Here is a 22,009-nt window from a genome sequence, read left to right on the forward strand (position 1 = left end):
TGTTATAAATAATCCTATTGCAATCCCCATTGGTTCTACGGAATTTCTAAAAATAGATAAAATAGGTATTAAAAAATAGAAAGGAAACATCTTCTTCTGTAAGAAAAACTCCTTCAAAATCAACTGTTGCATATGAACTCTCCTCTCTATAAATCACGTGCTCCGTAAATTTTAATTGTAAGAAACATAGAGGCGATATATATACTAGCTAGTGTAATTAATCCAACTATAAATATGCCAAGATGTAATGGATTCATAATCCACTCAATGAATGAAGGTGCTGTTTCATTCAGCCCATCACTAATAAATATCCAAAGTATTCCCCCCACTCCTATTGATGCTGCTGATACTATACTTCTTACTACCTTCGATTTTGTACCATAATAACTAGGGAAAAAGGTGACAACCAAAAATACGGCGTAAACAACCCCATTTACTACTCCATACCATGGAACTTCAATGTATAGATTAGGATGATATGCACCGATATCACCAATAACAGCGATACCTCTTATAAGAAAAGCAACCAACATAGTGGAGAACATACCACCTACAATAAATATTGCACTGGAAATATATCTAGCAATTATGATATCCTTTTTACTTAACGGTAAACTATTAATAATAATATCACTTGTATTTCGTTCATCTATTACGACTAATATCGTAACTGAGGAAAGAGTTATAAATAAACAACTCATAGGAAACAGCATTCCATCACCCTGTTCAAATAAAAAGAATATAAAAGGTATAGTAAGATACACTAACCATATCCCCCGAAAAAAGAACAAATCTTTATATACGAGCTGACGCATAGGCACCTCTCCCTTTCGCAGTGTAAACGATGATATCATCTAATGTAGGTTTTTCTAGTACAACCTCATTTCCAAACCAATCGATAATTGCTTGTCTATCCTCTGCTAAACCTTCAAAGCCAAATTTATTTTTTCGTAGTCCAACAAATAGTTCTTTTCCTTCTCGATCTAATAAATCATTGCTTCCCTTTACGATTACGTAGTTCTCCATTAATTCATCTTTCTCACCAGTAAATATAATTTCTCCATCATTGATGAACGTAATGTAATCCGCGATGCGTTCTAAGTCTGTAGTAATGTGTGTGGAAAATAAGACAGATACTTCATCCTCCATCACAATCTCTTGCAGCATATCAAGTAATTCACTTCGAACAACTGGATCTAACCCTGCTGTTGGTTCATCCATAATAATGAATTCCGCATGGTGTGAAAGTGCGATTGCAATCGCAAATTTCATTTTCATCCCCTTGGATAACTCTTTAATCTTTTTATACGTTGGAACTTGTAATCTCTGCATATACGATTGATACTGCTTTTCGTCCCATTTTTTATATAACGGTGCAATAATCCGTTTCATTTGCTCACACGTTAAATCTTCGTAATAATGATTTTCATCATATACAAAACCGATATTTTGTTTTATTTCTTTTTCAGCTTTCTTATTGTCCTTACCAAAAATTTTTATATCGCCACTATCTTTTCTAATTAAATTCATAATCAGTTTGATCGTCGTACTTTTTCCAGCTCCATTCGGTCCGATAAATCCCATAATATATCCACGTGGCAATGTAAAACTTACATTTTCCAATGAGAAATCTTGATAAGTTTTACAAACGTTTTTTAGCTCTAACATCTCTTATTCCCCCTTGTATAAACACGCAATCATCTGTTGCAACTCTTCAAGTGAAAGCTGCAACACTTTACTTTCATTCACAATCTCTTCCGCTTTACTTTCCAATAGACGTAGCCGCTGTTCTTTTAATAGTTCATTATTTTTACGTGAAACATAAGTCCCCTTCCCAGCAACAGTTTCTATATATCCTTCTTTTTCAAGCTCCTCGTACGCGCGCTTCGTTGTAATTACACTAATTTGTAATTCCTTCGCTAAGCTACGAATAGACGGTAATTGGTCTCCACCCTTTAAACCACCATTTAAAATAAGCTGGCTTAATTGTTTCCTTATTTGCACATAAATAGGGTCTTGGGAAGAATTCGAAATAATAATATTCATGTTTTCCTCCAGTGTGTATATACTGTATATACCTTATATATACAGTATATACATAACATCCTATTTTTGGCAAGAAAAAAAGACCAACATTTTCCTGTTGGTCTTTCGTATATGTATCACTTTTCAAAGCGATCTAACATTTCGTCTCTCATTCCGAAACTAACAACCGCAATTCCTACATACATAAAAAGAAGGAATGCTGGATGAACTGTATTGTACCAGCTGCTATCAACAATTAAATAAATCGTTAACGCCACAACAAGAACAAATGCTAAAATAAACATATAAAAGTGTCTTGTATTACCCATGATAAACTCCTCTCTTCTCTCTTCACCATTCAACAGTATATTGTATCGAATAATTCGGTATGACTCAAGGTTAACTTTCTTTTATGTAATCAAGTTCTACCTTTACAATGTCCTCACACGCTATTGAAATGATTGTTCCTTGTTTATCAATCGCTGTCACTTCTCTATTATCCATTACACGGTGCGCTACTCTTTCTAACACTTTTCCTTGGTCTCTGTAACAAAATTCTTTTACATCTTTAATTGTTTCTCCATTTTCTAAATGGTATACCATTCTATAACATCGATATCCCACGCTTCCACCCCCCGCCTTGCTCGTTTTTTCACATATACATAAAAATGAGTAATTTCTACCTCATCACGTCTTCTTAATTTCAATAAAATTCTAACAAAAATAAATACTTTTATCAAACCGACTTTTTCAACAAAAACACCTATAAAACCGCATCTTTACAGCAATATGAAACAAAAAATATAAATTTTTAACATTTTTTTCATTCTAGCTGCACCAATGTTGCAAAAAAAAAAGAACCCGCATGTAGCGAGTTCTTTTATTCCAATCACACTTGTACAGGTGCTAGCTTTTCATAACGTAAAACTGGTTTACGAGCAGCCAATGTTTCATCCAAACGTTTAATTACCGTTGTATGTGGCGCTTCTTGTACAACTTCTGGATTTTCTTCTACCTCTTTAGCAATTTGAATCATCTTATCAATGAAACCATCTAATGTTTCTTTTGATTCTGTTTCTGTTGGTTCAATCATAATACATTCTTCCACATTTAATGGGAAGTAAATTGTTGGTGGATGGTAACCGAAATCAAGCAGACGTTTTGCAATATCTAATGTACGTACACCAAGTTTCTTTTGACGACGACCTGATAATACAAATTCATGCTTGCAATGTCTGTCGAATGGAAGATCATAGAATGGTGCTAATCTTCTCATCATATAGTTCGCATTTAATACAGCATACTCAGTTACTGCACGTAGTCCATCTGGACCCATAGAACGAATATATGTGTATGCACGAACGTTAATTCCGAAGTTACCATAGAATGGTTTCACACGCCCAATTGCTTCTGGACGATCATAGTTGAAGTGATAGCCATTTTCCGTTTTCTCCAAAATCGGTTTTGGTAAGTACGGAATTAAATCAGCTTTCACACCTACTGGACCAGAACCTGGGCCACCGCCGCCATGCGGACCTGTAAATGTTTTATGAAGGTTTAAATGCACAACGTCAAATCCCATATCTCCTGGGCGTGCTTGGCTTAATACCGCATTTAAGTTTGCACCATCATAGTATAATTTACCGCCTGCGTTATGGACAATTTCTGCCATTTCTAAAATATTTTCTTCGAATAGGCCTAATGTATTTGGATTTGTTAACATAAGTGCTGCTGTTTCTTCGTTTACAACACGTTTTAAATCAGCTAAGTCAACAAGACCATGTTCATTTGATTTCACCGTAATTGTTTCAAAACCAGCTACTGTTGCAGACGCCGGGTTTGTTCCGTGAGCAGAGTCAGGAACAATTACTTTCGTACGGTTAAAGTCACCATTTGCTTCATGATATGCACGGATTAACATTAAACCTGTCCATTCACCATGTGCACCAGCTGCTGGCTGTAACGTAACAGTATCCATACCTGTAATTTCAATTAAATGTTCTTGTAAGTCGTACATTAATTCCATTGCACCTTGTACTGTTTTTTCATCTTGAAGTGGATGAATATTGGCAAAGCCTGCGAAACGAGCTACGTTTTCATTAATTTTCGGATTATATTTCATCGTACAAGATCCAAGTGGATAGAATCCAGAATCAACGCCGTGGTTACGGTTTGAAAGAGCTGTGTAATGGCGCATAATATCAAGTTCAGATACTTCTGGAAGCTCTGCATCTTCAACGCGAATATAATCGCTCTCAAATACATCTTCTAATTTTACTTCTTCTACATCTAATTTGGGTAAGCTATATCCTACGCGTCCTTCTTTAGTCACTTCAAAAATAAGTGCTTGGTCTTGGTTCTTCATTGGATAGCCCCCATTTCGTTTACAAGTGTGTCAATTTCCTCTTTTGTACGAAGCTCTGTTACTGCTACAAGCATATGATTTTCATGCTCTTTATAATCACGGCCTAGGTCGTAACCACCGATAATATTCTTTTGTATTAATACATCATTTATTTCTTTAACTGGACGTTTGCAATCTACAACAAATTCATTAAAGAATGGTCCAGCGAACGTTACAGTGAAGCCTTTCGCTTCGAATTGACGCTTTGCATATTGTGCTTTAGAAATATTTTGACGTGCCATTTCTTTCACACCTTGTTTTCCAAGTGCAGTCATTGCAACTGATGCTGCTAATGCATTTAACGCTTGGTTTGAACAAATGTTAGACGTCGCTTTATCACGGCGAATATGCTGTTCACGTGCTTGTAACGTTAATACAAATCCACGTTTACCATCTGAATCTACAGTTTGTCCGACAAGACGTCCTGGAATTTTACGCATAAATGCTTTCGTTGTTGCAAAGTAACCACAATGAGGTCCACCAAACTGCGTTGGGATACCAAATGGCTGTGCATCACCGATTACAATATCAGCACCAAATTTCCCTGGTGGTGTTAATGCACCTAATGATAATGGATTTGAAGAAACGATAAATAATGATTTTTGTTGATGAACGATTTTTTCAATATCAGCTAACTTTTCAACTTGTCCGAAGAAGTTTGGATATTGAACGATTACACAAGCAACTGTATCATCTACTTCACTTTGTAATACGTCTAAATCTGTTACACCGTTTTTATGATCAATTTCAACAACTTCAAGATTTTGACCTTTTGCATATGTTTCGAGTACCGCTCTTGATTCTGGATGAACTGCATTAGACACAAGAATTTTCTTTTTGCGAGTATGACCAGCTGCTAACATTGCCGCTTCAGCTAACGCTGTACCTCCGTCATACATAGAAGAGTTCGCTACATCCATTCCTGTTAATTCACAAATCATTGTTTGGAACTCAAAAATTGCTTGTAATTCCCCTTGTGAAATTTCTGGTTGGTATGGTGTGTAAGCTGTATAAAATTCTGAACGAGAAATTACATGATCAACAATTACTGGAGCGTAATGATCGTATACACCTGCTCCTAAGAAAGAAGCGTATTCTTTTAAGTTCGCATTTTTGCTAGCCATTTGAGATAGCTCTTTTAAAAGCTCTGGCTCTGATTTTGCTTCTTTAATTTTTAAATCCCCTTTAAAACGAACACTCTCTGGAATATCAGAGAATAACTCATCAATCGTTTGAACGCCGATTGTTTGTAACATTTCTTTTTTGTCTTCTTCTGTCATTGGAAGATAACGATGCAACATGAAATCTACCCCTCTCCCCGTTACTTTGAACGTTTATAAAATGGTGTTGGAACAACTACTGCTTTGACGCGTTTATTACGAATTTCAATTTCTACTTCTGTATCAACTGTTGCGTATTTCACATCAATTAGTGCTAAACCAATGCTTTTCTTTAACGTTGGAGATTGTGTACCACTCGTTACTTCCCCGATTTTTTCTTCTCCTATAAATACAGGGTAATGCGTACGAGGAATACCGCGTTCGATTACTTCGATGCCGACTAATTTACGAGATGCACCGTTTTCCTTTTGCTCTTTTAACGTTTCTTTCCCAAAGAAATCTGCTTCTTTATTTGGTTTTACCGCAAAGCCAATTCCCGCTTCAATCGGTGTAATATCTTTTGATAACTCTTGTCCGTATAAAGGAAGTGTTGCTTCGAAGCGAAGTGTATCACGAGCACCTAAGCCACATGGTTTTAACCCATCTTCTTCTCCAACTTCAAGAAGTTTCACCCAAAGTTTTGCAGCATCTTCACTCTTACAGTAAATTTCGAATCCATCTTCACCTGTATAACCTGTACGAGATACAAGTGCAGGAATTCCATCTACAAGAATATCGTTTTTAAATTTAAAGAACTTAATTTCTTTCAAATCTTCTGACACAACTTTTTGTAAAATGTCTTGTGCTTTTGGTCCTTGAATTGCAAGTTGCGCAACTTCACTAGAAACATTGACTACTTTTGCATCGCCAATTACATGACTTGCTAACCATTCGTAATCTTTCTCGATATTTGATGCATTGATTACTAATAAATAGTCTTCTTCACCACGTTTGTAGATTAATAAATCATCTACTGTGCCGCCATTTTCATAGCACATAGCTGTATATTGTGCGCCTCCTACCTTTAAGGTAGATACGTCATTTGTAACAACACGTTGTAAAAATGCTAAACTATCTACACCCTTTACCTCTACTTCTCCCATATGAGATACATCGAACAAACCTGCTTCTGTACGTACAGCTTCATGCTCTTCTTTAATGCTTGAAAATTGAACTGGTAATTCCCAACCACCGAAGTCGATTGTTTTCCCACCATACTTCGCGTATACATCAAATAACGGTGTACGTTGTAATGTAATCATGCTCTTTCCCCCTTATGCTCTGACAAATCAATAAAAGTTGCTTCCCATATCTAAACATTTTCATTCTGAAAAGATAAGGTTATACGGAATCTCAGTATATTTTTTTATGAAAGCGTAAATAAAAAGTTACTTTCTTGGATAAAATACGAAAGATTCCACACATTTCACACCATTATCCTAACATCATTCGCTATATTTCATCAATATTCTAGCATAAAAAAAAATTTAGAATTTTTTATTCTTAATCATATTAAATACAACTTTCGAGATTTAGTCCTAAATCATTGCCTATTCTTTAACTTTTAGTAATTGTGATAGTGCCTTATTACGAGGCTTATAATAAAGATTTTTAAAATAATCACTTTAGTTTATAAAAGGTGGGAGAGTCTTAATGAATGTCGATATTTCCGTAGATCGAACGTGGCAAAATAATTTTTTAAAAAGAATTGATGAAGATGGTCCTTGGACAAATTGGGATTTATATCATTTAGCTTATAAAACAGAGAAATCATTACTCGTTCCTACTTTTGATGGATTGCAAGCACCGAAACATTTATCACATTTCACGCCGCTTCCGCATCAATTGGAGGTCGCTCAAAATGTCATCGAACAAATGAATGGTAAAGCGATTCTAGCAGATGAAGTTGGACTTGGAAAAACGATTGAAGCTGGACTTATTTTAAAAGAATACATGGTTCGAGGACTTGTAAAAAAGGTACTCATTCTCGTTCCAGCTTCTCTCGTGTCTCAGTGGGCGTATGAACTCAACACAAAATTTTTTATTCCTGCGGTCGCTCAAAAGAAAAGTTATTCTTGGGAACAAGCTGATGTCATCGTTTCATCAATCGATACTGCGAAACGTTCACCGCATCGCGATATCGTTTTAAACCTAGAATATGACCTTATTATTATCGATGAAGCACATAAACTAAAAAACAATAAAACAAAAAACTATGAATTTGCACAGCGATTAAAAAAGAAGTTTTGTTTATTACTAACTGCAACTCCTGTTCAAAATAAAATTGATGAAATCTTCAACCTCGTTTCTTTATTAAAACCAGGTCATTTAGGCAATCAATCTAATTTTGAAGAATATTATGCTTCAAAAAATCGTTCCACTGAATCCGATGAAGATTTAAAAGCTCTTATCAATAAAGTAATGGTTCGAAATAGACGCCATAACACTGGCATTGATTGGCCGAAGAGGCATGTACGAACAATCTTCGTTGAATTTAATGAAGAAGAACAAGCTTTGTATAATGAAATTGAAAATTGGCGTGAACAAAATGCCTTCACATCTGCTTTCTCATCCTTAACTTTAAAACGGGAAGCATGTAGTAGTCGTGAAGCTGTTTACTATTCATTAAAAAAACATGTAGAAAAACGGCAGAAAGAAAATGAGCATTACATAAAGGACCCACATATTGATGTGCTTATGGATAAAATTAATCATATTCCGTTTAACTCCAAAGCAAATAAAGCACTAGAGCTTATAAAAGAAATTGACGATAAAGTCATTATTTTCACTGAATATAGAGCTTCACAAATGTATTTACAATGGTTCTTACAACAACATGGCATTTCCTCTGTACCATTTCGCGGTGGATTTAAGCGCGGGAAAAAAGATTGGATGAAGGAGCTTTTCCAAAATCGTGCCCAAGTATTAATTGCGACCGAAGCTGGTGGTGAAGGAATTAACCTACAATTTTGTAGCCATATGATTAATTACGACTTACCGTGGAATCCAATGCGACTTGAGCAAAGGATTGGACGTATTCACCGCCTTGGACAAAAAAATGATGTTCATATTTATAATTTAGCAACAAAGCATACTGTTGAAGAGCACATTTTAAAACTACTATATGAAAAAATTAATTTATTTGAACGTGTAATCGGTGAACTCGATGAAATTTTAACGAGAATCAACATGAAAAATATTGATGCACATATTCAAGAAATTTTCGCGCAGTCAAAAAGCGAGGGTGAAATTCGAATCAAGATGGAAAATTTAACATCTATTATCGATTTTGCGAAGCGCAATGAAGCAGAGGTGCAGGACTATGCAGCAAAATGAAATTCATAATTACTTATACAACTTTTTTGAGGCGAATAACTGTGAAATTTTAGAGCGTTCCCCTCACCTATTAGACGTGCAGTTAACAATTGAAATGGATAAATTATTAATGAACCGCCCTTTCTATTGGCACTATCTTGAAAAAACAGGAGGCGTTCCGAACCCGATGCGCCTTACTCTTATTACAAATCCGGAAAACGAAGAAAACGACGGTGAACTTATTCATTACGGTTCACCACGTTTGCATCAAATATTTGAAACGACAAAAGAACTAGGCTCATACATACGTTTATATGAGGAAGTGAAACATAGCGGGGCAACTCATACCCCTCTTCACCCTTGGCTTGGTGTAAATATAAAAGTATCTTATCAATGCGACCGAAAAAAAGACATACTTCATTCCATCGGTATTCATCTTATTTCCGGGACAATGATTGCAAACTTTCATGACACTTTAGCAGAGATCAAACTCACACCGAAAATACCTGATTTTTGTTTTACGCTCTCACCTATCATTAAGCCACAAAGTGGCTTACAACGTATAGAGTCTGCTTTAAAAAGTATAATTGCTGAAGATGACCATACGTGGGCAAAAGAAGCGAGAGTGCGTTGGAATCATGATTTAGACCTTTTAAATCGATTTTACGAAGATAGCGATGAACTTCCAGAAAGCTATGAAATTGAAAAGCAAGCATTACAAGAACAATACGAACCACGTATTACAATACAAATTATAAACGGCGGTCTCTTTTATGTTACCGCAAATCATTTTCTATCTTAAAGAAAGCTCCTTCAACTGTTGAAGGAGCTTTCTTTAAGATGTTTTTCCATCCTATTCTCTATCGTCATTACGCTCTTGTTGTTTTTTCTCTGTCATACGTTTTTGATTTGCACGGTCCTTCGCGCTTACATGATTTGCATCAGTTGGAAGATTTTCTTTTGAACGACCAATTCCATTGCTCATCTTTTCCCCTCCTTTTTACACACTTCAAAATGCACCTTTATTTTCAGCTAAAAGCACAATCCTTATACAAAAAAATAAGAGCAGCCAGTAGCTGCTCTTACTCATTCACGTATTTTTGAAACATATCATGGATGCCTTGATTTACGAGGTTCGAGATCTGTTCGTCAGATTTATTCGGATAACGATCACGCAATCTGATAGATGCCTTCACCATTAAATTTTCTAATACAGAACGGCCACCTTCTCCATAAATAATTTCAGCATACTTAACAAGTCTTCCATCCTCTAATGTTGCTGGATTATGATTGAAGAAAAATTTACTCATTGTCTCCACCTCTCTCTTTGATAACGTTTACATTTATATAGATTTTTTATGTTATTTATTTCACAATATTGTATGCATGTATATTTAATTAGTTTCATTATAAAGCAACATATCAATAGTAAATATGTGATTTTCCGTCCATTTTGTGAACAAAGTAAAAAAATGAAAGCGTTTCCTTTATTATATACTAAAAAAACTTACTACGCTAGGGGCAATTTCTTAATCTATTAAACATCTACTTTTCTTTTTTTTCATTAACCTTATACAATTTTCAGAAATTATATTATAAAATATATGTATGACTTAAGGAGGCCATGTATGAATCAAAATAAAAAAGCTATATTAGATCTTGTCTTTTATCTCGTATTCCCATTCCTCATTTGGAAATTTGCAAAACCTTATATCGATCCTTATTACGCAATGTTAATTTCCTCTGTTCCGGGGATTATTTATACACTGTATACCTTTAAAAAAGAAAAACAGTTTAACGTTACAGGGTTCTTTATTTTAATTACACTTATTTCTAATACAGCGGTAGACTTAATATCTGGATCAGCGGAACGAATGCTATGGAATGATGCATATTATCATATCGTACTTGGCTGCATCGTTATATGTACAATCTTTATGAAAAAACCACTTATGTTATATTTCGCAACGGATATCGCAGCGCTGCAAGGCCATGACCGCGATAAAAGTCGTGAGCTTTATCGGGATAGTCGCATATATCCAGCACTTCAATATTTAACACTATTTTTCGGTCTTCAATTTATATTAAAAAGTTTCTTGAAAATCTATTTCATCTCTGTTTTCGGTGTAGATGGATATGGTGAAATGAGAGCTATTATGACCGCTGTTGGCTGGGGGATTTCTATTTGTATCGGAATTGGATTTGTATGGGTAAACAATAAAATACATGCAGTTACTGAGGAAAAAGAATCCGTGCAGTAAATAACAATCCCCTAGTATATGATGCTACTAGGGGATTGTTATTTTGCTAAACATATTACGAAAAAGTTAGCTTGATTTTTTTCTTTTATTTTTTACATTTCGATAAAACAAAGCAGCGCTCAGTGGCATAACACCAAACCATTTATTTAAGAATGGCTCTTTCTCCGCACGACGTTGTTGTTTCTGTTGTTTTCGATCCTCTTTTGGAGCATCCATATATGACACAAATTGCTGTGTCACAAAGCGTACATAATCATTAGTAGACATATTATCATCACCTCTACTTGATTAGTATGTCCACTTTTTTATTCATTAATCTTTTGCTTTAATTCATTCATAATTTGCTTTACCGACTTATTTGTCGTATCGATATGAATATCAGCCTCTTCATAATAAGCTCGGCGCGATTCAAATTTCGTTACAAATGCATCTATATCTTTCTTCTGAAATAGTGGACGTGTCGTATCTTCACGAAGCCTTTCTGCAATTACATGTGGATCGCAATATAAATACACAACAGTTCCATTTTCCTTCATCCACTTTCGATTTTCCTCTCGTTCAATAATTCCTCCACCAGTTGTAATAATTACATTCTGAACCGGTAGTGAACGTAACATTTCACTTTCATATTCCCGAAAAACCATTTCGCCTTCTTCTGCAAAAATATGCCGAATCGCTTTCTCTTTCTGCTCTTCGATTTTTTGATCTGTATCTACAACTTCCATATGGAGTTCTTTACTTAACGCTTTTCCAATTGTTGTTTTCCCAGCTCCCATATAGCCGGTTATGTATATAGATTTCATTTTCGTTCCTCTCAATCATCCGTTATTATTTGTTATTATAACGAAAGATGCTACTTTATTTAATAAAAAAACGTTTTGTTCTTCTTATGAAACGAAGAACAAAACGTAACATACTCGCTATTTTCTCGCAATAAAACAAGCTGGCTCACTTTTACTTATAAGTACCTCTTCTCACCCACTGCGTTGCAACCCATTTCTCACCTTTCGTTACAGGTGCTCCTCCATGTAACGTAAGCTCATTTAGTGATTGATCTTGATAAAAATACTCAAAGTATACTGCCATTCCCTTTCTAGGATGTACAGAAAGATTTAATTTCGGAAAGAATGTTTCCCCACCTTCTTCTACATCATTTAAGTACATCACAAGAGTACTTATACGATTATTAGCAGCTGATCTACTATGTTCCGCAAAATAATCATAGTGCGCTTTATATTCTTGATCCACTTCATAATTTAAAATGTGCAATCCTTCTCCATGCGCTACAGGAACATTCATGATAGATGAAATTCGTTTTTCAATCTTGGAAGTTAGTTCATTCTCTTCCAAAAATGCACCGCTACTCGTTCGAATATCATTTACATCACGTGATGAACCAATTTTAGACCGCTCTATTTTATTTTTAGACAATTCGATTAATCCGTCACATTCTTCATCACTTAATACATTTGCTAATACGACAATAAGGGGTTCTTCGAATTTTGAAATAATTTGTATTTCCCTATCTTCTGTCATAATCGTATTTCCTTTATGATCAAAAATAGTTTGTTCCTTATTTTCACCTATTTGATTGTTAGTTGTCATTTCCTTATCTCCCTAGAAAAAATGATTGGATAGCATGAATATATCATATTCTTTCTACCTTTCTCTTTTTTGAGAAAATTTAAACTTTTAACTATCCTTTTTATCCCTTTCACAAAGAAATTGACTCTCAACACAATGGAAATTAATGCTTCTCCCAAGCGTATTTTACACATTATCCTTCTACCCAATCCAATATTTTATTATCCCTTTTCCTATAGCGAAAGCTCACTTTGTAGAAAACTCTCTGTTTCGTAACACATTGCAACGAAATGATAATGCCATCATTTTCAAAGACATACTTTCCACTCACTTTTCCTCTTTCATACTGAAATAAAAAAACATCCTCTTTCTCTTTTTGCTGTAAGTCTCTTTTTATATCTGAAATAGCTCGATCAACAAGTTCCTCCATGAAAAAACTTTGTTCTATTTCAGAATAAAATTTTTTATCCGAAAGTAACATATTCGTTTCGTACATCAAAAAAGAAATAAATAAAATAAGAAAAATAATTGTTCCTGGCATTGCAAATCCATCTTGTTTTCTCATGTTTCTATCTCAATTTCACTATAGCGCACAGCCACGCCTTCATATATTTCACCACTTATATCTTTCACATATATATATATCAAATGAGGTGTTAATTTGTACGAAATTGCTTCAATCCTTTGTAATATAAATTCCCTTCCGCGCATATTTACTTTTCTTATTAAATTACTATTCACTTTTTCATATGTCACCTGATCACCATTACGAAGTTGGAAGCGCAAAATATGTTCATCATTTTCTAGTGCTATCTTCCTCCCACTTAATACTTCACGAAACTCTAATTGCATTTGTCCTAAAAACACATCCCACTCCCATTCATTTAATCCTTTTGAATGTGTATTTTCTATCCCCATAATCTGAAGACGTGGTAAAAGTAAAAAGAACATTGATAAAAGCAACAAACATACAATCATTTCTATTAACGTAAATCCCGCTTCCTTTTTACCTTTTCTCTGCATAAAGGCATTGCTCCATCGCTTTTCCTCTCATATCTTTCCACATCGTACAAACTTCATCTCCTCTCCAATATGTGTAATATACAATTCCTTTTATGACTTGCTCTTTTACTCGCTTTTCCTCATTCTCATACTTAAATAAGGCCGCTTCTTTTTTTAATAACATTAATGCTTTATAGCTCATTTTTATATTTTTTCTTTCTTGCATAATTAATAATGTTTGCGGGAGCAATAACGATACCGCCATCATTATTAAACTTAACGCTACAACCATTTCAACCATTACTGATCCTTTTTGACACTTCACGATACGTAAATCTCCCTCTTCCAAGCTGAAATACAATCTCATATTTATACCCCCGATAGGAAAGTAAAATCGTACCACCTCTATTAATATTTCCGCTCGGATTATATGTCATTGGATTTGGAAAGGTATGCAACTCAATTTGGACATCTTTATCATATTCTCTCTTAGCAATTAAAAATCCGGTCTCCGATTCCGAAATATAATACATATGTTTCTCTTTAAACCAGCGTAACGTATAATGTTTTTGACGCTTAATCGCTAACTGCTGCATATACAAAATATCATTTGAAAACTGTTTCAAAAACTGCTCGGCTCTTTGCTTTTCATGTAATGAAGTAACGTTAAAATGCGTAACAACACTCAGTACAGAAATAGCGAATAAGACAAGTAGCATTTCTAAAAGAGTAAAACCTTTTTGTTTCACGATTTCCCGGCTGATACTGTGCCATCATCGAAAATATGGATTGGTTCACCTTTCGGACAAGTTTTAGAAGTAATATACTTTCCTGTTTCAAGTTCCTCTATTGATGGAATCTTATTATGTTGCAATTGATATGCTTGTATTTGTGCTTCTATAGATTTCACATAGGCTGCACATCCTTTTCCTTGCACGGATGAGCGCTGTGTAACTACATTTGGAATAATTAATAGTAATAATACAGTTATGACAACCATAACTAATAACATTTCTAAAAGAGTAAAACCTTCCTCATTCTGCATGTAAATGCCCCCTAAATTGAATTCATCATTTGAAACATCGGCATAATCATCGCTAAGTACATCAGAATGACTATAACCCCAATACATGTAAATAAAATGGGTTGAATCACAAATAACATACGTTTAATTTTTTGTTCTACCTTTTCAATAATGAGCTCACTGTAATCACAAAGCTCATTTGCTAAATTACCGTTTGCTTGTCCATGCGTAATGATATAAGCAAGTTCTTTCTCGTAATAACCACTTTTATCAATAATAGATTGTAACGGTTCTCCTGCGATTAATTGCCGCTCAATTCGGGCTGCTTCATACTGAAAGAACGGATGATACTTTTGCTTCATCATTATTGTTAATGCTTCGTGCACTGACAATCCACCGTGTAATAAACCACTTAATTGAGCGGAAAAATAATGCGAATGATTTAAAATAAGAAATGTTTTCATAAGGGGGATACGGATCATAATCTTTACCTGTTGCGTAGGCGAAAGTTTTCGGAAATAAAATATATATAAACTAAATCCCGTTATAACGATAAGAAAAATGATATAAATGGAATAGGGTAATAATTTAATTGCAACTAAAATTTGCTCCGTAAGTGGTGGTGCTGTAGAACGTAAAGAACTATACATCATTTCAAACTGAGGCAATAAAATGAGGTTAAAAACAGAAAGCATAATCATTAAAAAAAATGATAAAAACATAGGATATTGCATTACTTTCATCATATCTTTCCTATATCTATCCTTCTTGTAAAGAAGTACACTCCCTTGTTGCAAAGCAAAAGAAATATCACCATGTCGCTCTGCATAAAACAAATAACTTAACACCTCCGGATGAAACATTAATTGATGAAAAGAAGCGTGCAAACTTTGTCCATTTTTCAATCCCTCGATCATATGCTGTAACTGTAATTTCTTCCCTAACGCTAGTTGAAACTGCAAAAATTCTAACGCCTGTAACAGTGAGTAACCTTTCTCTAATAAATCACTTAATCTTTTCCATAATAATACTTGATCACTTAAACTCCATTTTCTCTTAAACATATACATCTTCTTCTAAAAAGCCTAAAGCATACCCTTTTCGCACCGACGATTCCAACGTTTCATAGTGATACGTAACATGTTCTCCACTTGCTTCTTTAATCGCTTGTTTTAATTCATATCCATATAACAGTTCATAAATACTTGCCTGCCTCACTTGCCTCATTGATTTACATAAAGTTGAACACTTCCCTCTGCAAAACGGACATTTTAATTCAACGAGTCGCTGAGCAGCTACAGCCAATAATGATTGTTCAATTTCTTGCCTTGTAATACCATAATCCATAAATCGTAGTATCGCTCCTTTCGCATCATTTGTATGCAAGGTTGTCATCACTAAATGTCCCGTCAAACTGGCCCTTACAGCTACTTTTGCTGTTTCTTCATCACGAATTTCGCCAACTAAAATAATATCTGGATCGTGACGCAAAATAGCCTTTAATCCCGTTTCATATGTGATACCAGCTTTTTCATTTATTTGAATTTGTAATAAACCGTCTTTTCTTCTCTCAACTGGATCTTCCAGAGTAACAATACGACGTGTTTCTCCTTTTCTAGCTACTTCTAATAACGCATACATTGTCGTTGTTTTTCCAGAACCAGTCGGCCCAGTAAATACGAGTAACCCATGAGAATGCTTTAAAAAAGAGAGTAATTTTTCCGCTGTACTTGGAAATAACGAAAGATGAGACAACGGCTGAACAGATGATTGTAAATGGAGGCGAATAACTAGACTTTCTTGATATACTGTTGGAAGTGTTGAAAGGCGTAAATACACTTCTGATCCATCAATTTGCAAATATAATGAACCATTTTGAGGCTTTCTCCTCTCTCCTATATCCATTGATGCTAAAAACTTAAAGTGCGAAACAAGCTTTTCTCCAAATTCCTTTTCAATACACCTTTTCGTAATTAAATCTTTCCCTATACGTAATTGAATCGCCACATCCTTTTGCCTGGGCACAATATGTAAGTCTGATGCTTGCACCCTACAAGCTTCTTTCATAATCATATTTGCAAAAAGCTCGACACTATTCATCAACTTTCCCTCCTCACTATGTATATATCATGAAAAAATGCACAAGAAAAATTAGAAATTTTGTATTTTCACTAAGAGAAAAAGGAAAAATATGTTTGTGAAATTATGAACAATTTCCGAATTATTGTCTGAAATTACCTATATGGAAGTTTATCTGTATTATAATGTTAATATCTTGGATAAAGTGATAAAGGTGGAGATCCTAATGGAACAAGCTTTAAAAATTACAGGTGTATTATCTGACCCTACTCGTTATTATATTTATAAATATATTTCGCAAAAACATAATTACGTAACTGTACAAGAAATTGCAGATGAGTTTGACATTCATCCAAACGTAGCGCGTTTACATTTATCTAAATTAGAAGATGTTAATATGCTCAAATCAGAAACAAAAAAAACTGGGAAAGGCGGCAGACCAAGCAGACTATACGTCTTGTCTCAAGATGTCATCCAGTTACAATTCCCATTTCGCGATTATCAATTATTAGCACAGATAGCATTTAATTCACTGCTAAGCTTAGGTAGCGCGGGTGAAAAAGCGCTATATGAAACAGGGAAACAATTCGGCAAAGAATTAATGCAACAACATATGCATCGCTTAAATGTAAGTGCAGAAGCATTGACGATAGAACAAAAAATGCTAATCGCAAAAGAAGCATTCTCAACAGCTGGTTTATCCCCTGCTTTTGAATTAAGTACAGATGGCACAAAAATTTTCTATGATGTACACAATTGCCCATTTAAAGAAGTTGCTACGCATCATCCGACTGAAATTTGTAATATGCACGGAGATATGATGAAGGGGATTTTTGAAGTCCTATTCCCGGACGTGGAATTAACACGAAACGATAGTCTACTAGATGGATGCAAATCTTGTAACTATAAAGTTCAAATTTAGTTTTTCAACTAAGAAGAAGTCAATACTATAATTGGCTTCTTTCTTTTATATGAATGAATATTTACAATAGTTAGAAAAATAAACTATAATGAAGAGAGGTTTTACTTTTTTTAGAAAAGGAGGGAGATGGCATGGAGCGCATGTTTCGCGTTCTCGGCTTTTGGACTGGAATTTTCTCGGTTATGTTTTACGTAGGGGATATGCATTCGGCCGCACTATTATTTTTAGGACAAACAGGATTCTTCGTACTTTTAAGTTATTTAAAATTAACAGAGCGTATGTATATATACGTATTCGGGGCATATTTAACCGTTTTCTTCATCGGATTTACATGGTACACAACATTTTTACTTGTCCCTGGAGCTGGACATTAAAAGATGGCAATTTGCCATCTTTTTTTTAATTCCGCAATTCCCTAGTTGACTTATAGGTTTTATTACCTTATATTCTATATAACACATTGGAATTAGGGGGAATTAACATGAATACACTGCTTGTCGGGATTAACATCACAGTCATGCTCATTTTAGTTGGCGTATTGTATTATATGCAACGTAAGCATGTATCTTTTAATAAACGTGTATTTACTGCTTTAGGAGTCGGAATTATCTTTGGTCTTATATTACAATTTATTTATGAACCTACTTCTAAAGTAATTATCGAATCAAATACCTGGTTCGGTTTAATTGGTAACGGTTATGTGAAATTACTTCAAATGATTGTTATGCCACTTATTTTAGTATCTATTATTTCAGCATTTACAAAATTACAATTAACGAAAAACCTTGGTAAAATCAGTGGTCTTATTATCGGAATTTTAATTCTTACTACAGGAATTGCCGCAGCTGTCGGTATAGCTGCAAGCGCAGGATTTGATGTATCAGCAACAGGATTACAACAAGGTGATGCAGAATCTGCTCGTCTGAAATTAGTAGAAGAAAGATTTACTTCTATTGAAAAGACAACAATTCCAGACAAATTATTAGAACTGTTGCCTACAAATCCGTTTCTTGATTTAACAGGTGCTCGTCCAACATCAACAATTTCTGTTGTAATATTTGCAGCCTTTATCGGTATTGCCTTTATAGGTGTAAAACGAAAATACCCAGAACAAGCGGAGCTATTTAAGAAGATGCTTGATGCTGTGTATGCAATCGTAATGCGTATGGTAACATTAATTTTACGTCTTACTCCATACGGCGTATTAGCTCTTATGGCAAAGACAGTTGCTGGTAGCGATATTAACGCTATTTTAAAACTTGGTAACTTCGTGTTAGCATCTTACGTAGCACTTATCGTAATGTTCGTTATTCACTTATTATTAATCGCACTATCTGGTTTAAATCCAATTCAATATTTGAAAAAAGTGTTCCCTGTATTAACATTTGCATTCACATCTCGCTCTAGTGCTGGTGCGATGCCATTAAATATTGAAGCACAAAAAGAAAAACTTGGTATTTCTGAAGGAATCGCTAACTTCGCTGCATCCTTTGGGGTATCTATCGGTCAAAACGGTTGCGCAGGTATTTATCCAGCAATGCTTGCTATGATGGTCGCTCCAACTGTAGGAATTGATCCATTACAACCACAATTTATTTTAACTTTAATCGCTGTCGTTGCTATTAGCTCATTCGGTGTTGCCGGCGTTGGTGGCGGCGCAACATTCGCAGCTTTAATCGTACTATCTACAATGAACTTACCAATCGGCATTGTCGCTCTTGTTATCTCGGTTGAACCATTAATCGATATGGGTCGTACTGCTCTTAACGTAAGTGGTTCTATGACAGCAGGTCTTATTTCTAGTAAATGGCTTGGTGAATTAGATCAGGATACGTACAATCAAGATGATGTAAAAACTGGTGAGATTGCTTCATAATGAAAAAGGACGCTAACAGTATATACTGTTAGCGTCCTTTTTATTATGTTCCATCTCTATACATCTTATCTTGAAAGTTATCACTCCAAGTATTCTTCTAGTTGCTCTTTTAACTCCTCTTCAATCTCATAGTAAGATTCATCAACAAGTTCCCCTATTTTCTTACTCCCCAAAATTCTCGATTGAATTGACATTCCTAAAAAAACATTTTCGCATTTCCAAATTGGAATGATGTAAAATTCAATCATCTCCTCTTCTTCATCTAATACCGCTATAGAAACTGATGAATAATAGCCTGTTTCAAAGGGATTCTGCTTATCTCTTGCAAATTCCATACATAATTTCATGTTTTTTTCTATGTATAAATGTGAATACTCTTTAAAAAGTTTAAATGATATTCGCTCTAATTCCTTTTCCATACATTGAATTTTCTCTTTCAGCTCCAATGTAAATTCTTGTTCTTTATACTTCATTTCCGCCTCCTTAAACATAGAAAAAGAGAATACAATAACATATTCTCTTTTCTCAAATATATTTCATTATCTCACAGCCCGTCCTTTTACAAATAACCATTTTGATCGCACCATTTATGAAATTGTCCTACATCTACTCCAACTAACACGATATCCTTTAGCTCTACAGCAATACTTTGTTCCCCAATTACAATAGCAAAGTGGGTTTCTAATTGTTTTTCATTTTTCTTTACAGTTCCAATTCGGTTCCGATGCGGCCCATCTTTTATATATGCTTTTTGTCCTACAATATCAAAGTTCAAGATTCTCACCTCTTTTACTGCGCTCAAATTGGAAATACAATCTCCACCTCGGAAAATTTCCTTTCATTGCACTATTTCTCTATATATATGACGAAACAATAAAAGAGTCCTTCCTTCTTTACAATTATTTTTTCTTTGTTTCATTTTTATGATTGAAACGTAAAGTTTATAATAAAATACACTTGGAAGCGCTTTCTACGTAATTTTTTATGTTATAATATAAAAGTAGAACTTCGTAAAGAGGGTTAAAAAATGAATACAAACATGATTAAAAAAGTAATTGAAGCATTAAAAGTATATGGCTTTCAGGATGTATCATTCTGTGAAGAAACGAAGCAATTTTTATTTCATAACGAAACCGATATTATGAGCGGCTATGCAGAAATAACATATAGTAGTCAATTCGAAAAATTCAACGTACAAATTCATCCAATTGAAACGCATCACCAAGCAGAGTTACAAGAGGTTGAAAGACATATACAAGCTTGCATACGAAAAGTAGAGTATTTAAACGCACTTCTTACTGGACAAACAAAGCTAGATGATAAAATTATTATTATGTAAAAAAAAAGAACGTGAAGCTATCACGTTCTTTTTTTTACACACCCATCTTTTCTTTTAAATGCAAACCTGTTACAGACTCTAATACATCCATTGTTTCTTCAAGCTTCATATCAAAAATTGTCTTCTCTTCTATATACGGAAACTGTCTAAAACGCTTTTCTAACATTTTCACCGCATCCGATGTGAAATTTGCGCTATCAATGCCAAATTCTGTTTCAAGAAGCACAATCCAATCTAACACATGAAAACCTAATCCATTTACGAATGAAATAAGTTTTTCTTCTGGCTGTGAAGCTAAGAATACGTTTCGCTCCATCTCACTAAAAAGTTCTTCTCCTAAAATTCCTGCTAACTCATCATCATGTTCGCGTTCAACAATCTCTTCATAACCGTAATCATCAACAAGCTCTTCTACTTCTTCACTATCTGCAAAAAGTAATTGACTACGAATTGCATCTTTCTTAAATTCACTGTTTTGTACAACTTCTAAAAAACTTGTTTCCCATCCATTTTCTAATTTCATATTTATAACTCCTTTATATGCTTTACTTATAATAACTTTGCCCAAAATAGCCTAATGGTAACCTTCACTCTTTTTTTGCAAGAAATATTTCTCGCTACATTCCCACGTCTAACATTCCACTTTATTCAATATATATGAGACAAGCCCCTCAATTTCTCCTTCGAAAATATCAACTTCTCTTAAATGGTAGAATGTAGTTTGCAACTCATTGCCCTTGTGATATATATAAATTTTCTTTTCTAAAGCAATTGCCATCCCTAATTCTGTATGACTTCCATTTCCACCATTTAGTATGAGTAAGAAGACATCAGCCTCTCGAATCGCTTCTTGTTCTTCTTCACCAATCTTTTGCAATTGTTCTCTATTGGTTGCTCTTTCATTTTTCGTCCAATCATATGTATGCTGCCATCCCACTTCTTTCAACTGGCTTGATACGAAACGAACAAGATGTTTATTTTGAAATCCTGAAGCAATATAAAATTTCATTTATATCCA

The 22,009-nt window shown here is 34.5% G+C and carries 31 protein-coding genes and 2 pseudogenes; 8 read left to right on the plus strand and 25 right to left on the minus strand.

Annotated elements, in window-relative coordinates:
* The 9 genes and pseudogenes from V7038_RS06715 to gcvT all read right to left on the minus strand — a co-directional run.
* Positions 1 to 132, minus strand: a pseudogene (locus V7038_RS06715) (ABC-2 transporter permease); the annotation flags it as partial.
* 14 nt (positions 133 to 146) lie between these two features.
* Positions 147 to 815, minus strand: coding sequence for an ABC-2 transporter permease (locus tag V7038_RS06720; RefSeq protein ID WP_335469614.1), 669 nt, complete (start codon positions 813 to 815; stop codon positions 147 to 149).
* Positions 796 to 1,668 (minus strand): ABC transporter ATP-binding protein, encoded by an 873-nt coding sequence (locus V7038_RS06725; protein ID WP_335469615.1) that lies wholly within the window; start codon positions 1,666 to 1,668, stop codon positions 796 to 798. Before V7038_RS06725 ends, V7038_RS06720 begins: the two co-directional genes overlap by 20 nt.
* A 3-nt stretch (positions 1,669 to 1,671) precedes the next feature.
* Positions 1,672 to 2,046 (minus strand): GntR family transcriptional regulator, encoded by a 375-nt coding sequence (locus V7038_RS06730; protein WP_002111795.1) that lies wholly within the window; start codon positions 2,044 to 2,046, stop codon positions 1,672 to 1,674.
* Positions 2,047 to 2,162: 116 nt separating this feature from the next.
* The gene (locus V7038_RS06735) at positions 2,163 to 2,354 is read right to left on the minus strand and encodes a hypothetical protein (RefSeq protein WP_002088608.1); all 192 of its coding nucleotides are present in this window, start codon (positions 2,352 to 2,354) and stop codon (positions 2,163 to 2,165) included.
* Between the two features lie 70 nt (positions 2,355 to 2,424).
* On the minus strand, positions 2,425 to 2,628 hold the full coding sequence (locus V7038_RS06740; RefSeq protein WP_002039587.1) for a DUF3929 family protein: 204 nt from the start codon (positions 2,626 to 2,628) through the stop codon (positions 2,425 to 2,427).
* A 286-nt stretch (positions 2,629 to 2,914) separates the two neighbouring features.
* Positions 2,915 to 4,390 carry an aminomethyl-transferring glycine dehydrogenase subunit 2 gene (gene gcvPB, locus V7038_RS06745; RefSeq protein ID WP_002111798.1) on the minus strand — a complete coding sequence of 492 codons (1,476 nt, stop codon included), beginning with the start codon at positions 4,388 to 4,390 and terminating at the stop codon, positions 2,915 to 2,917.
* On the minus strand, positions 4,387 to 5,730 hold the full coding sequence (gcvPA, locus tag V7038_RS06750; RefSeq protein ID WP_002111800.1) for an aminomethyl-transferring glycine dehydrogenase subunit 1: 1,344 nt from the start codon (positions 5,728 to 5,730) through the stop codon (positions 4,387 to 4,389). The genes gcvPB and gcvPA overlap by 4 nt, the downstream gene beginning before the upstream one ends.
* Positions 5,731 to 5,750: 20 nt before the next feature.
* Positions 5,751 to 6,851: a glycine cleavage system aminomethyltransferase GcvT gene (gene gcvT / locus V7038_RS06755; RefSeq protein WP_002111803.1), complete on the minus strand. Its 1,101-nt coding sequence runs from the start codon at positions 6,849 to 6,851 to the stop codon at positions 5,751 to 5,753.
* A gap of 391 nt (positions 6,852 to 7,242) precedes the next feature.
* Between gcvT and V7038_RS06760 the strand changes: the two genes are divergently transcribed.
* Entirely contained in the window at positions 7,243 to 8,925 is a 1,683-nt protein-coding gene (locus tag V7038_RS06760) for a DEAD/DEAH box helicase (protein ID WP_002111804.1), read from the plus strand.
* Entirely contained in the window at positions 8,912 to 9,706 is a 795-nt protein-coding gene (locus V7038_RS06765; RefSeq protein WP_002111805.1) for a YqhG family protein, read from the plus strand. The genes V7038_RS06760 and V7038_RS06765 overlap by 14 nt, the downstream gene beginning before the upstream one ends.
* 51 nt (positions 9,707 to 9,757) lie before the next feature.
* On the opposite strand, the gene V7038_RS06770 is transcribed toward V7038_RS06765, so the two are convergent.
* Together V7038_RS06770 and V7038_RS06775 are read right to left on the minus strand one after the other, a co-directional pair.
* On the minus strand, positions 9,758 to 9,889 hold the full coding sequence (locus V7038_RS06770; RefSeq protein ID WP_002111807.1) for a hypothetical protein: 132 nt from the start codon (positions 9,887 to 9,889) through the stop codon (positions 9,758 to 9,760).
* A 97-nt stretch (positions 9,890 to 9,986) separates the two neighbouring features.
* Positions 9,987 to 10,214: a hypothetical protein gene (locus V7038_RS06775; RefSeq protein WP_000032698.1), complete on the minus strand. Its 228-nt coding sequence runs from the start codon at positions 10,212 to 10,214 to the stop codon at positions 9,987 to 9,989.
* A gap of 72 nt (positions 10,215 to 10,286) precedes the next feature.
* Between V7038_RS06775 and V7038_RS06780 the strand changes: the two are divergent.
* Together V7038_RS06780 and V7038_RS06785 are read left to right on the plus strand one after the other, a co-directional pair.
* A pseudogene (locus tag V7038_RS06780) lies at positions 10,287 to 10,405 on the plus strand (GTP pyrophosphokinase).
* A gap of 127 nt (positions 10,406 to 10,532) precedes the next feature.
* Complete coding sequence (locus V7038_RS06785; protein WP_335469621.1) at positions 10,533 to 11,165, plus strand: VC0807 family protein; 633 nt, start codon at positions 10,533 to 10,535, stop codon at positions 11,163 to 11,165.
* A 66-nt stretch (positions 11,166 to 11,231) separates the two neighbouring features.
* Here V7038_RS06785 and V7038_RS06790 read toward each other — a convergent pair whose 3' ends face one another.
* The 10 genes from V7038_RS06790 to comGA form a co-directional block, all read right to left on the minus strand.
* Positions 11,232 to 11,432, minus strand: a complete 201-nt coding sequence (locus tag V7038_RS06790; protein WP_002015009.1) for a YqzE family protein — start codon at positions 11,430 to 11,432, stop codon at positions 11,232 to 11,234.
* Positions 11,433 to 11,470: 38 nt separating this feature from the next.
* Positions 11,471 to 11,968, minus strand: coding sequence for a shikimate kinase (locus tag V7038_RS06795; RefSeq protein WP_002111816.1), 498 nt, complete (start codon positions 11,966 to 11,968; stop codon positions 11,471 to 11,473).
* 151 nt (positions 11,969 to 12,119) lie between these two features.
* Entirely contained in the window at positions 12,120 to 12,770 is a 651-nt protein-coding gene (locus tag V7038_RS06800) for a 2OG-Fe(II) oxygenase (protein WP_002199367.1), read from the minus strand.
* A gap of 172 nt (positions 12,771 to 12,942) precedes the next feature.
* Complete coding sequence (gene comGG / locus V7038_RS06805) at positions 12,943 to 13,314, minus strand: competence type IV pilus minor pilin ComGG (RefSeq protein WP_002111822.1); 372 nt, start codon at positions 13,312 to 13,314, stop codon at positions 12,943 to 12,945.
* On the minus strand, positions 13,311 to 13,772 hold the full coding sequence (gene comGF / locus V7038_RS06810) for a competence type IV pilus minor pilin ComGF (RefSeq protein WP_002111823.1): 462 nt from the start codon (positions 13,770 to 13,772) through the stop codon (positions 13,311 to 13,313). Before comGF ends, comGG begins: the two co-directional genes overlap by 4 nt.
* Positions 13,756 to 14,052, minus strand: a complete 297-nt coding sequence (locus tag V7038_RS06815; protein ID WP_002111824.1) for a hypothetical protein — start codon at positions 14,050 to 14,052, stop codon at positions 13,756 to 13,758. The genes comGF and V7038_RS06815 overlap by 17 nt, the downstream gene beginning before the upstream one ends.
* Complete coding sequence (comGD, locus tag V7038_RS06820; RefSeq protein ID WP_002111825.1) at positions 14,045 to 14,500, minus strand: competence type IV pilus minor pilin ComGD; 456 nt, start codon at positions 14,498 to 14,500, stop codon at positions 14,045 to 14,047. The genes V7038_RS06815 and comGD overlap by 8 nt, the downstream gene beginning before the upstream one ends.
* Positions 14,497 to 14,796, minus strand: coding sequence for a competence type IV pilus major pilin ComGC (gene comGC / locus V7038_RS06825; protein ID WP_002111826.1), 300 nt, complete (start codon positions 14,794 to 14,796; stop codon positions 14,497 to 14,499). The genes comGD and comGC overlap by 4 nt, the downstream gene beginning before the upstream one ends.
* A gap of 11 nt (positions 14,797 to 14,807) precedes the next feature.
* Positions 14,808 to 15,845, minus strand: a complete 1,038-nt coding sequence (gene comGB / locus V7038_RS06830; protein ID WP_335469625.1) for a competence type IV pilus assembly protein ComGB — start codon at positions 15,843 to 15,845, stop codon at positions 14,808 to 14,810.
* Complete coding sequence (gene comGA / locus V7038_RS06835) at positions 15,832 to 16,875, minus strand: competence type IV pilus ATPase ComGA (protein ID WP_002111829.1); 1,044 nt, start codon at positions 16,873 to 16,875, stop codon at positions 15,832 to 15,834. The genes comGB and comGA overlap by 14 nt, the downstream gene beginning before the upstream one ends.
* 205 nt (positions 16,876 to 17,080) lie before the next feature.
* Between comGA and V7038_RS06840 the strand changes: the two genes are divergently transcribed.
* The 3 genes from V7038_RS06840 to V7038_RS06850 all read left to right on the plus strand — a co-directional run bounded on the left by V7038_RS06840 (position 17,081) and on the right by V7038_RS06850 (position 19,652).
* A complete protein-coding gene (locus tag V7038_RS06840) occupies positions 17,081 to 17,776 on the plus strand; it encodes a helix-turn-helix transcriptional regulator (protein ID WP_002111830.1) in 696 nt (231 codons plus the stop codon).
* Positions 17,777 to 17,907: 131 nt separating this feature from the next.
* A complete protein-coding gene (locus tag V7038_RS06845) occupies positions 17,908 to 18,150 on the plus strand; it encodes a DUF2626 domain-containing protein (protein ID WP_002088627.1) in 243 nt (80 codons plus the stop codon).
* 107 nt (positions 18,151 to 18,257) lie between these two features.
* Entirely contained in the window at positions 18,258 to 19,652 is a 1,395-nt protein-coding gene (locus V7038_RS06850) for an L-cystine transporter (protein ID WP_070128987.1), read from the plus strand.
* Between the two features lie 80 nt (positions 19,653 to 19,732).
* On the opposite strand, the gene V7038_RS06855 is transcribed toward V7038_RS06850, so the two are convergent.
* Together V7038_RS06855 and V7038_RS06860 are read right to left on the minus strand one after the other, a co-directional pair.
* Positions 19,733 to 20,125 (minus strand): hypothetical protein, encoded by a 393-nt coding sequence (locus V7038_RS06855; protein ID WP_335469628.1) that lies wholly within the window; start codon positions 20,123 to 20,125, stop codon positions 19,733 to 19,735.
* An 86-nt stretch (positions 20,126 to 20,211) separates the two neighbouring features.
* On the minus strand, positions 20,212 to 20,427 hold the full coding sequence (locus V7038_RS06860; protein WP_335469630.1) for a DUF3912 family protein: 216 nt from the start codon (positions 20,425 to 20,427) through the stop codon (positions 20,212 to 20,214).
* 252 nt (positions 20,428 to 20,679) lie between these two features.
* Here V7038_RS06860 and V7038_RS06865 point away from each other — a divergent pair, with 252 nt between their 5' ends.
* On the plus strand, positions 20,680 to 20,991 hold the full coding sequence (locus tag V7038_RS06865; RefSeq protein WP_002111840.1) for a hypothetical protein: 312 nt from the start codon (positions 20,680 to 20,682) through the stop codon (positions 20,989 to 20,991).
* A 34-nt stretch (positions 20,992 to 21,025) separates the two neighbouring features.
* Here V7038_RS06865 and V7038_RS06870 read toward each other — a convergent pair whose 3' ends face one another.
* Together V7038_RS06870 and V7038_RS06875 are read right to left on the minus strand one after the other, a co-directional pair.
* The gene (locus tag V7038_RS06870; protein ID WP_002111841.1) at positions 21,026 to 21,514 is read right to left on the minus strand and encodes a hypothetical protein; all 489 of its coding nucleotides are present in this window, start codon (positions 21,512 to 21,514) and stop codon (positions 21,026 to 21,028) included.
* Positions 21,515 to 21,622: 108 nt separating this feature from the next.
* Positions 21,623 to 22,000, minus strand: coding sequence for a nucleoside 2-deoxyribosyltransferase (locus tag V7038_RS06875; protein ID WP_002111842.1), 378 nt, complete (start codon positions 21,998 to 22,000; stop codon positions 21,623 to 21,625).
* Between the last annotated feature and the right edge of the window lie 9 nt (positions 22,001 to 22,009).

The sequence above is a fragment of the Bacillus sp. JJ783 genome (assembly GCF_036963225.1).
GTDB classification, from domain to species: Bacteria; Bacillota; Bacilli; order Bacillales; family Bacillaceae_G; genus Bacillus_A; species Bacillus_A cereus_U.

What these genes read in the sequence shown, in the direction of transcription:
- V7038_RS06720 (WP_335469614.1), bottom strand. Translation starts at nt 815, where the DNA reads ATGCGTCAGCTCGTATATAAAGATTTGTTCTTTTTTCGGGGGATATGG.
- V7038_RS06725 (WP_335469615.1), bottom strand. Translation starts at nt 1,668, where the DNA reads ATGTTAGAGCTAAAAAACGTTTGTAAAACTTATCAAGATTTCTCATTG.
- V7038_RS06730 (WP_002111795.1), bottom strand. Translation starts at nt 2,046, where the DNA reads ATGAATATTATTATTTCGAATTCTTCCCAAGACCCTATTTATGTGCAA.
- V7038_RS06735 (WP_002088608.1), bottom strand. Translation starts at nt 2,354, where the DNA reads ATGGGTAATACAAGACACTTTTATATGTTTATTTTAGCATTTGTTCTT.
- V7038_RS06740 (WP_002039587.1), bottom strand. Translation starts at nt 2,628, where the DNA reads ATGGTATACCATTTAGAAAATGGAGAAACAATTAAAGATGTAAAAGAA.
- gcvPB (WP_002111798.1), bottom strand. Translation starts at nt 4,390, where the DNA reads ATGAAGAACCAAGACCAAGCACTTATTTTTGAAGTGACTAAAGAAGGA.
- gcvPA (WP_002111800.1), bottom strand. Translation starts at nt 5,730, where the DNA reads ATGTTGCATCGTTATCTTCCAATGACAGAAGAAGACAAAAAAGAAATG.
- gcvT (WP_002111803.1), bottom strand. Translation starts at nt 6,851, where the DNA reads ATGATTACATTACAACGTACACCGTTATTTGATGTATACGCGAAGTAT.
- V7038_RS06760 (WP_002111804.1), top strand. Translation starts at nt 7,243, where the DNA reads ATGAATGTCGATATTTCCGTAGATCGAACGTGGCAAAATAATTTTTTA.
- V7038_RS06765 (WP_002111805.1), top strand. Translation starts at nt 8,912, where the DNA reads ATGCAGCAAAATGAAATTCATAATTACTTATACAACTTTTTTGAGGCG.
- V7038_RS06770 (WP_002111807.1), bottom strand. Translation starts at nt 9,889, where the DNA reads ATGAGCAATGGAATTGGTCGTTCAAAAGAAAATCTTCCAACTGATGCA.
- V7038_RS06775 (WP_000032698.1), bottom strand. Translation starts at nt 10,214, where the DNA reads ATGAGTAAATTTTTCTTCAATCATAATCCAGCAACATTAGAGGATGGA.
- V7038_RS06785 (WP_335469621.1), top strand. Translation starts at nt 10,533, where the DNA reads ATGAATCAAAATAAAAAAGCTATATTAGATCTTGTCTTTTATCTCGTA.
- V7038_RS06790 (WP_002015009.1), bottom strand. Translation starts at nt 11,432, where the DNA reads ATGTCTACTAATGATTATGTACGCTTTGTGACACAGCAATTTGTGTCA.
- V7038_RS06795 (WP_002111816.1), bottom strand. Translation starts at nt 11,968, where the DNA reads ATGAAATCTATATACATAACCGGCTATATGGGAGCTGGGAAAACAACA.
- V7038_RS06800 (WP_002199367.1), bottom strand. Translation starts at nt 12,770, where the DNA reads ATGACAACTAACAATCAAATAGGTGAAAATAAGGAACAAACTATTTTT.
- comGG (WP_002111822.1), bottom strand. Translation starts at nt 13,314, where the DNA reads ATGAGAAAACAAGATGGATTTGCAATGCCAGGAACAATTATTTTTCTT.
- comGF (WP_002111823.1), bottom strand. Translation starts at nt 13,772, where the DNA reads ATGCAGAGAAAAGGTAAAAAGGAAGCGGGATTTACGTTAATAGAAATG.
- V7038_RS06815 (WP_002111824.1), bottom strand. Translation starts at nt 14,052, where the DNA reads ATGGTTGAAATGGTTGTAGCGTTAAGTTTAATAATGATGGCGGTATCG.
- comGC (WP_002111826.1), bottom strand. Translation starts at nt 14,796, where the DNA reads ATGCAGAATGAGGAAGGTTTTACTCTTTTAGAAATGTTATTAGTTATG.
- comGB (WP_335469625.1), bottom strand. Translation starts at nt 15,845, where the DNA reads ATGTATATGTTTAAGAGAAAATGGAGTTTAAGTGATCAAGTATTATTA.
- comGA (WP_002111829.1), bottom strand. Translation starts at nt 16,875, where the DNA reads ATGAATAGTGTCGAGCTTTTTGCAAATATGATTATGAAAGAAGCTTGT.
- V7038_RS06840 (WP_002111830.1), top strand. Translation starts at nt 17,081, where the DNA reads ATGGAACAAGCTTTAAAAATTACAGGTGTATTATCTGACCCTACTCGT.
- V7038_RS06845 (WP_002088627.1), top strand. Translation starts at nt 17,908, where the DNA reads ATGGAGCGCATGTTTCGCGTTCTCGGCTTTTGGACTGGAATTTTCTCG.
- V7038_RS06850 (WP_070128987.1), top strand. Translation starts at nt 18,258, where the DNA reads ATGAATACACTGCTTGTCGGGATTAACATCACAGTCATGCTCATTTTA.
- V7038_RS06855 (WP_335469628.1), bottom strand. Translation starts at nt 20,125, where the DNA reads ATGAAGTATAAAGAACAAGAATTTACATTGGAGCTGAAAGAGAAAATT.
- V7038_RS06865 (WP_002111840.1), top strand. Translation starts at nt 20,680, where the DNA reads ATGAATACAAACATGATTAAAAAAGTAATTGAAGCATTAAAAGTATAT.
- V7038_RS06870 (WP_002111841.1), bottom strand. Translation starts at nt 21,514, where the DNA reads ATGAAATTAGAAAATGGATGGGAAACAAGTTTTTTAGAAGTTGTACAA.
- V7038_RS06875 (WP_002111842.1), bottom strand. Translation starts at nt 22,000, where the DNA reads ATGAAATTTTATATTGCTTCAGGATTTCAAAATAAACATCTTGTTCGT.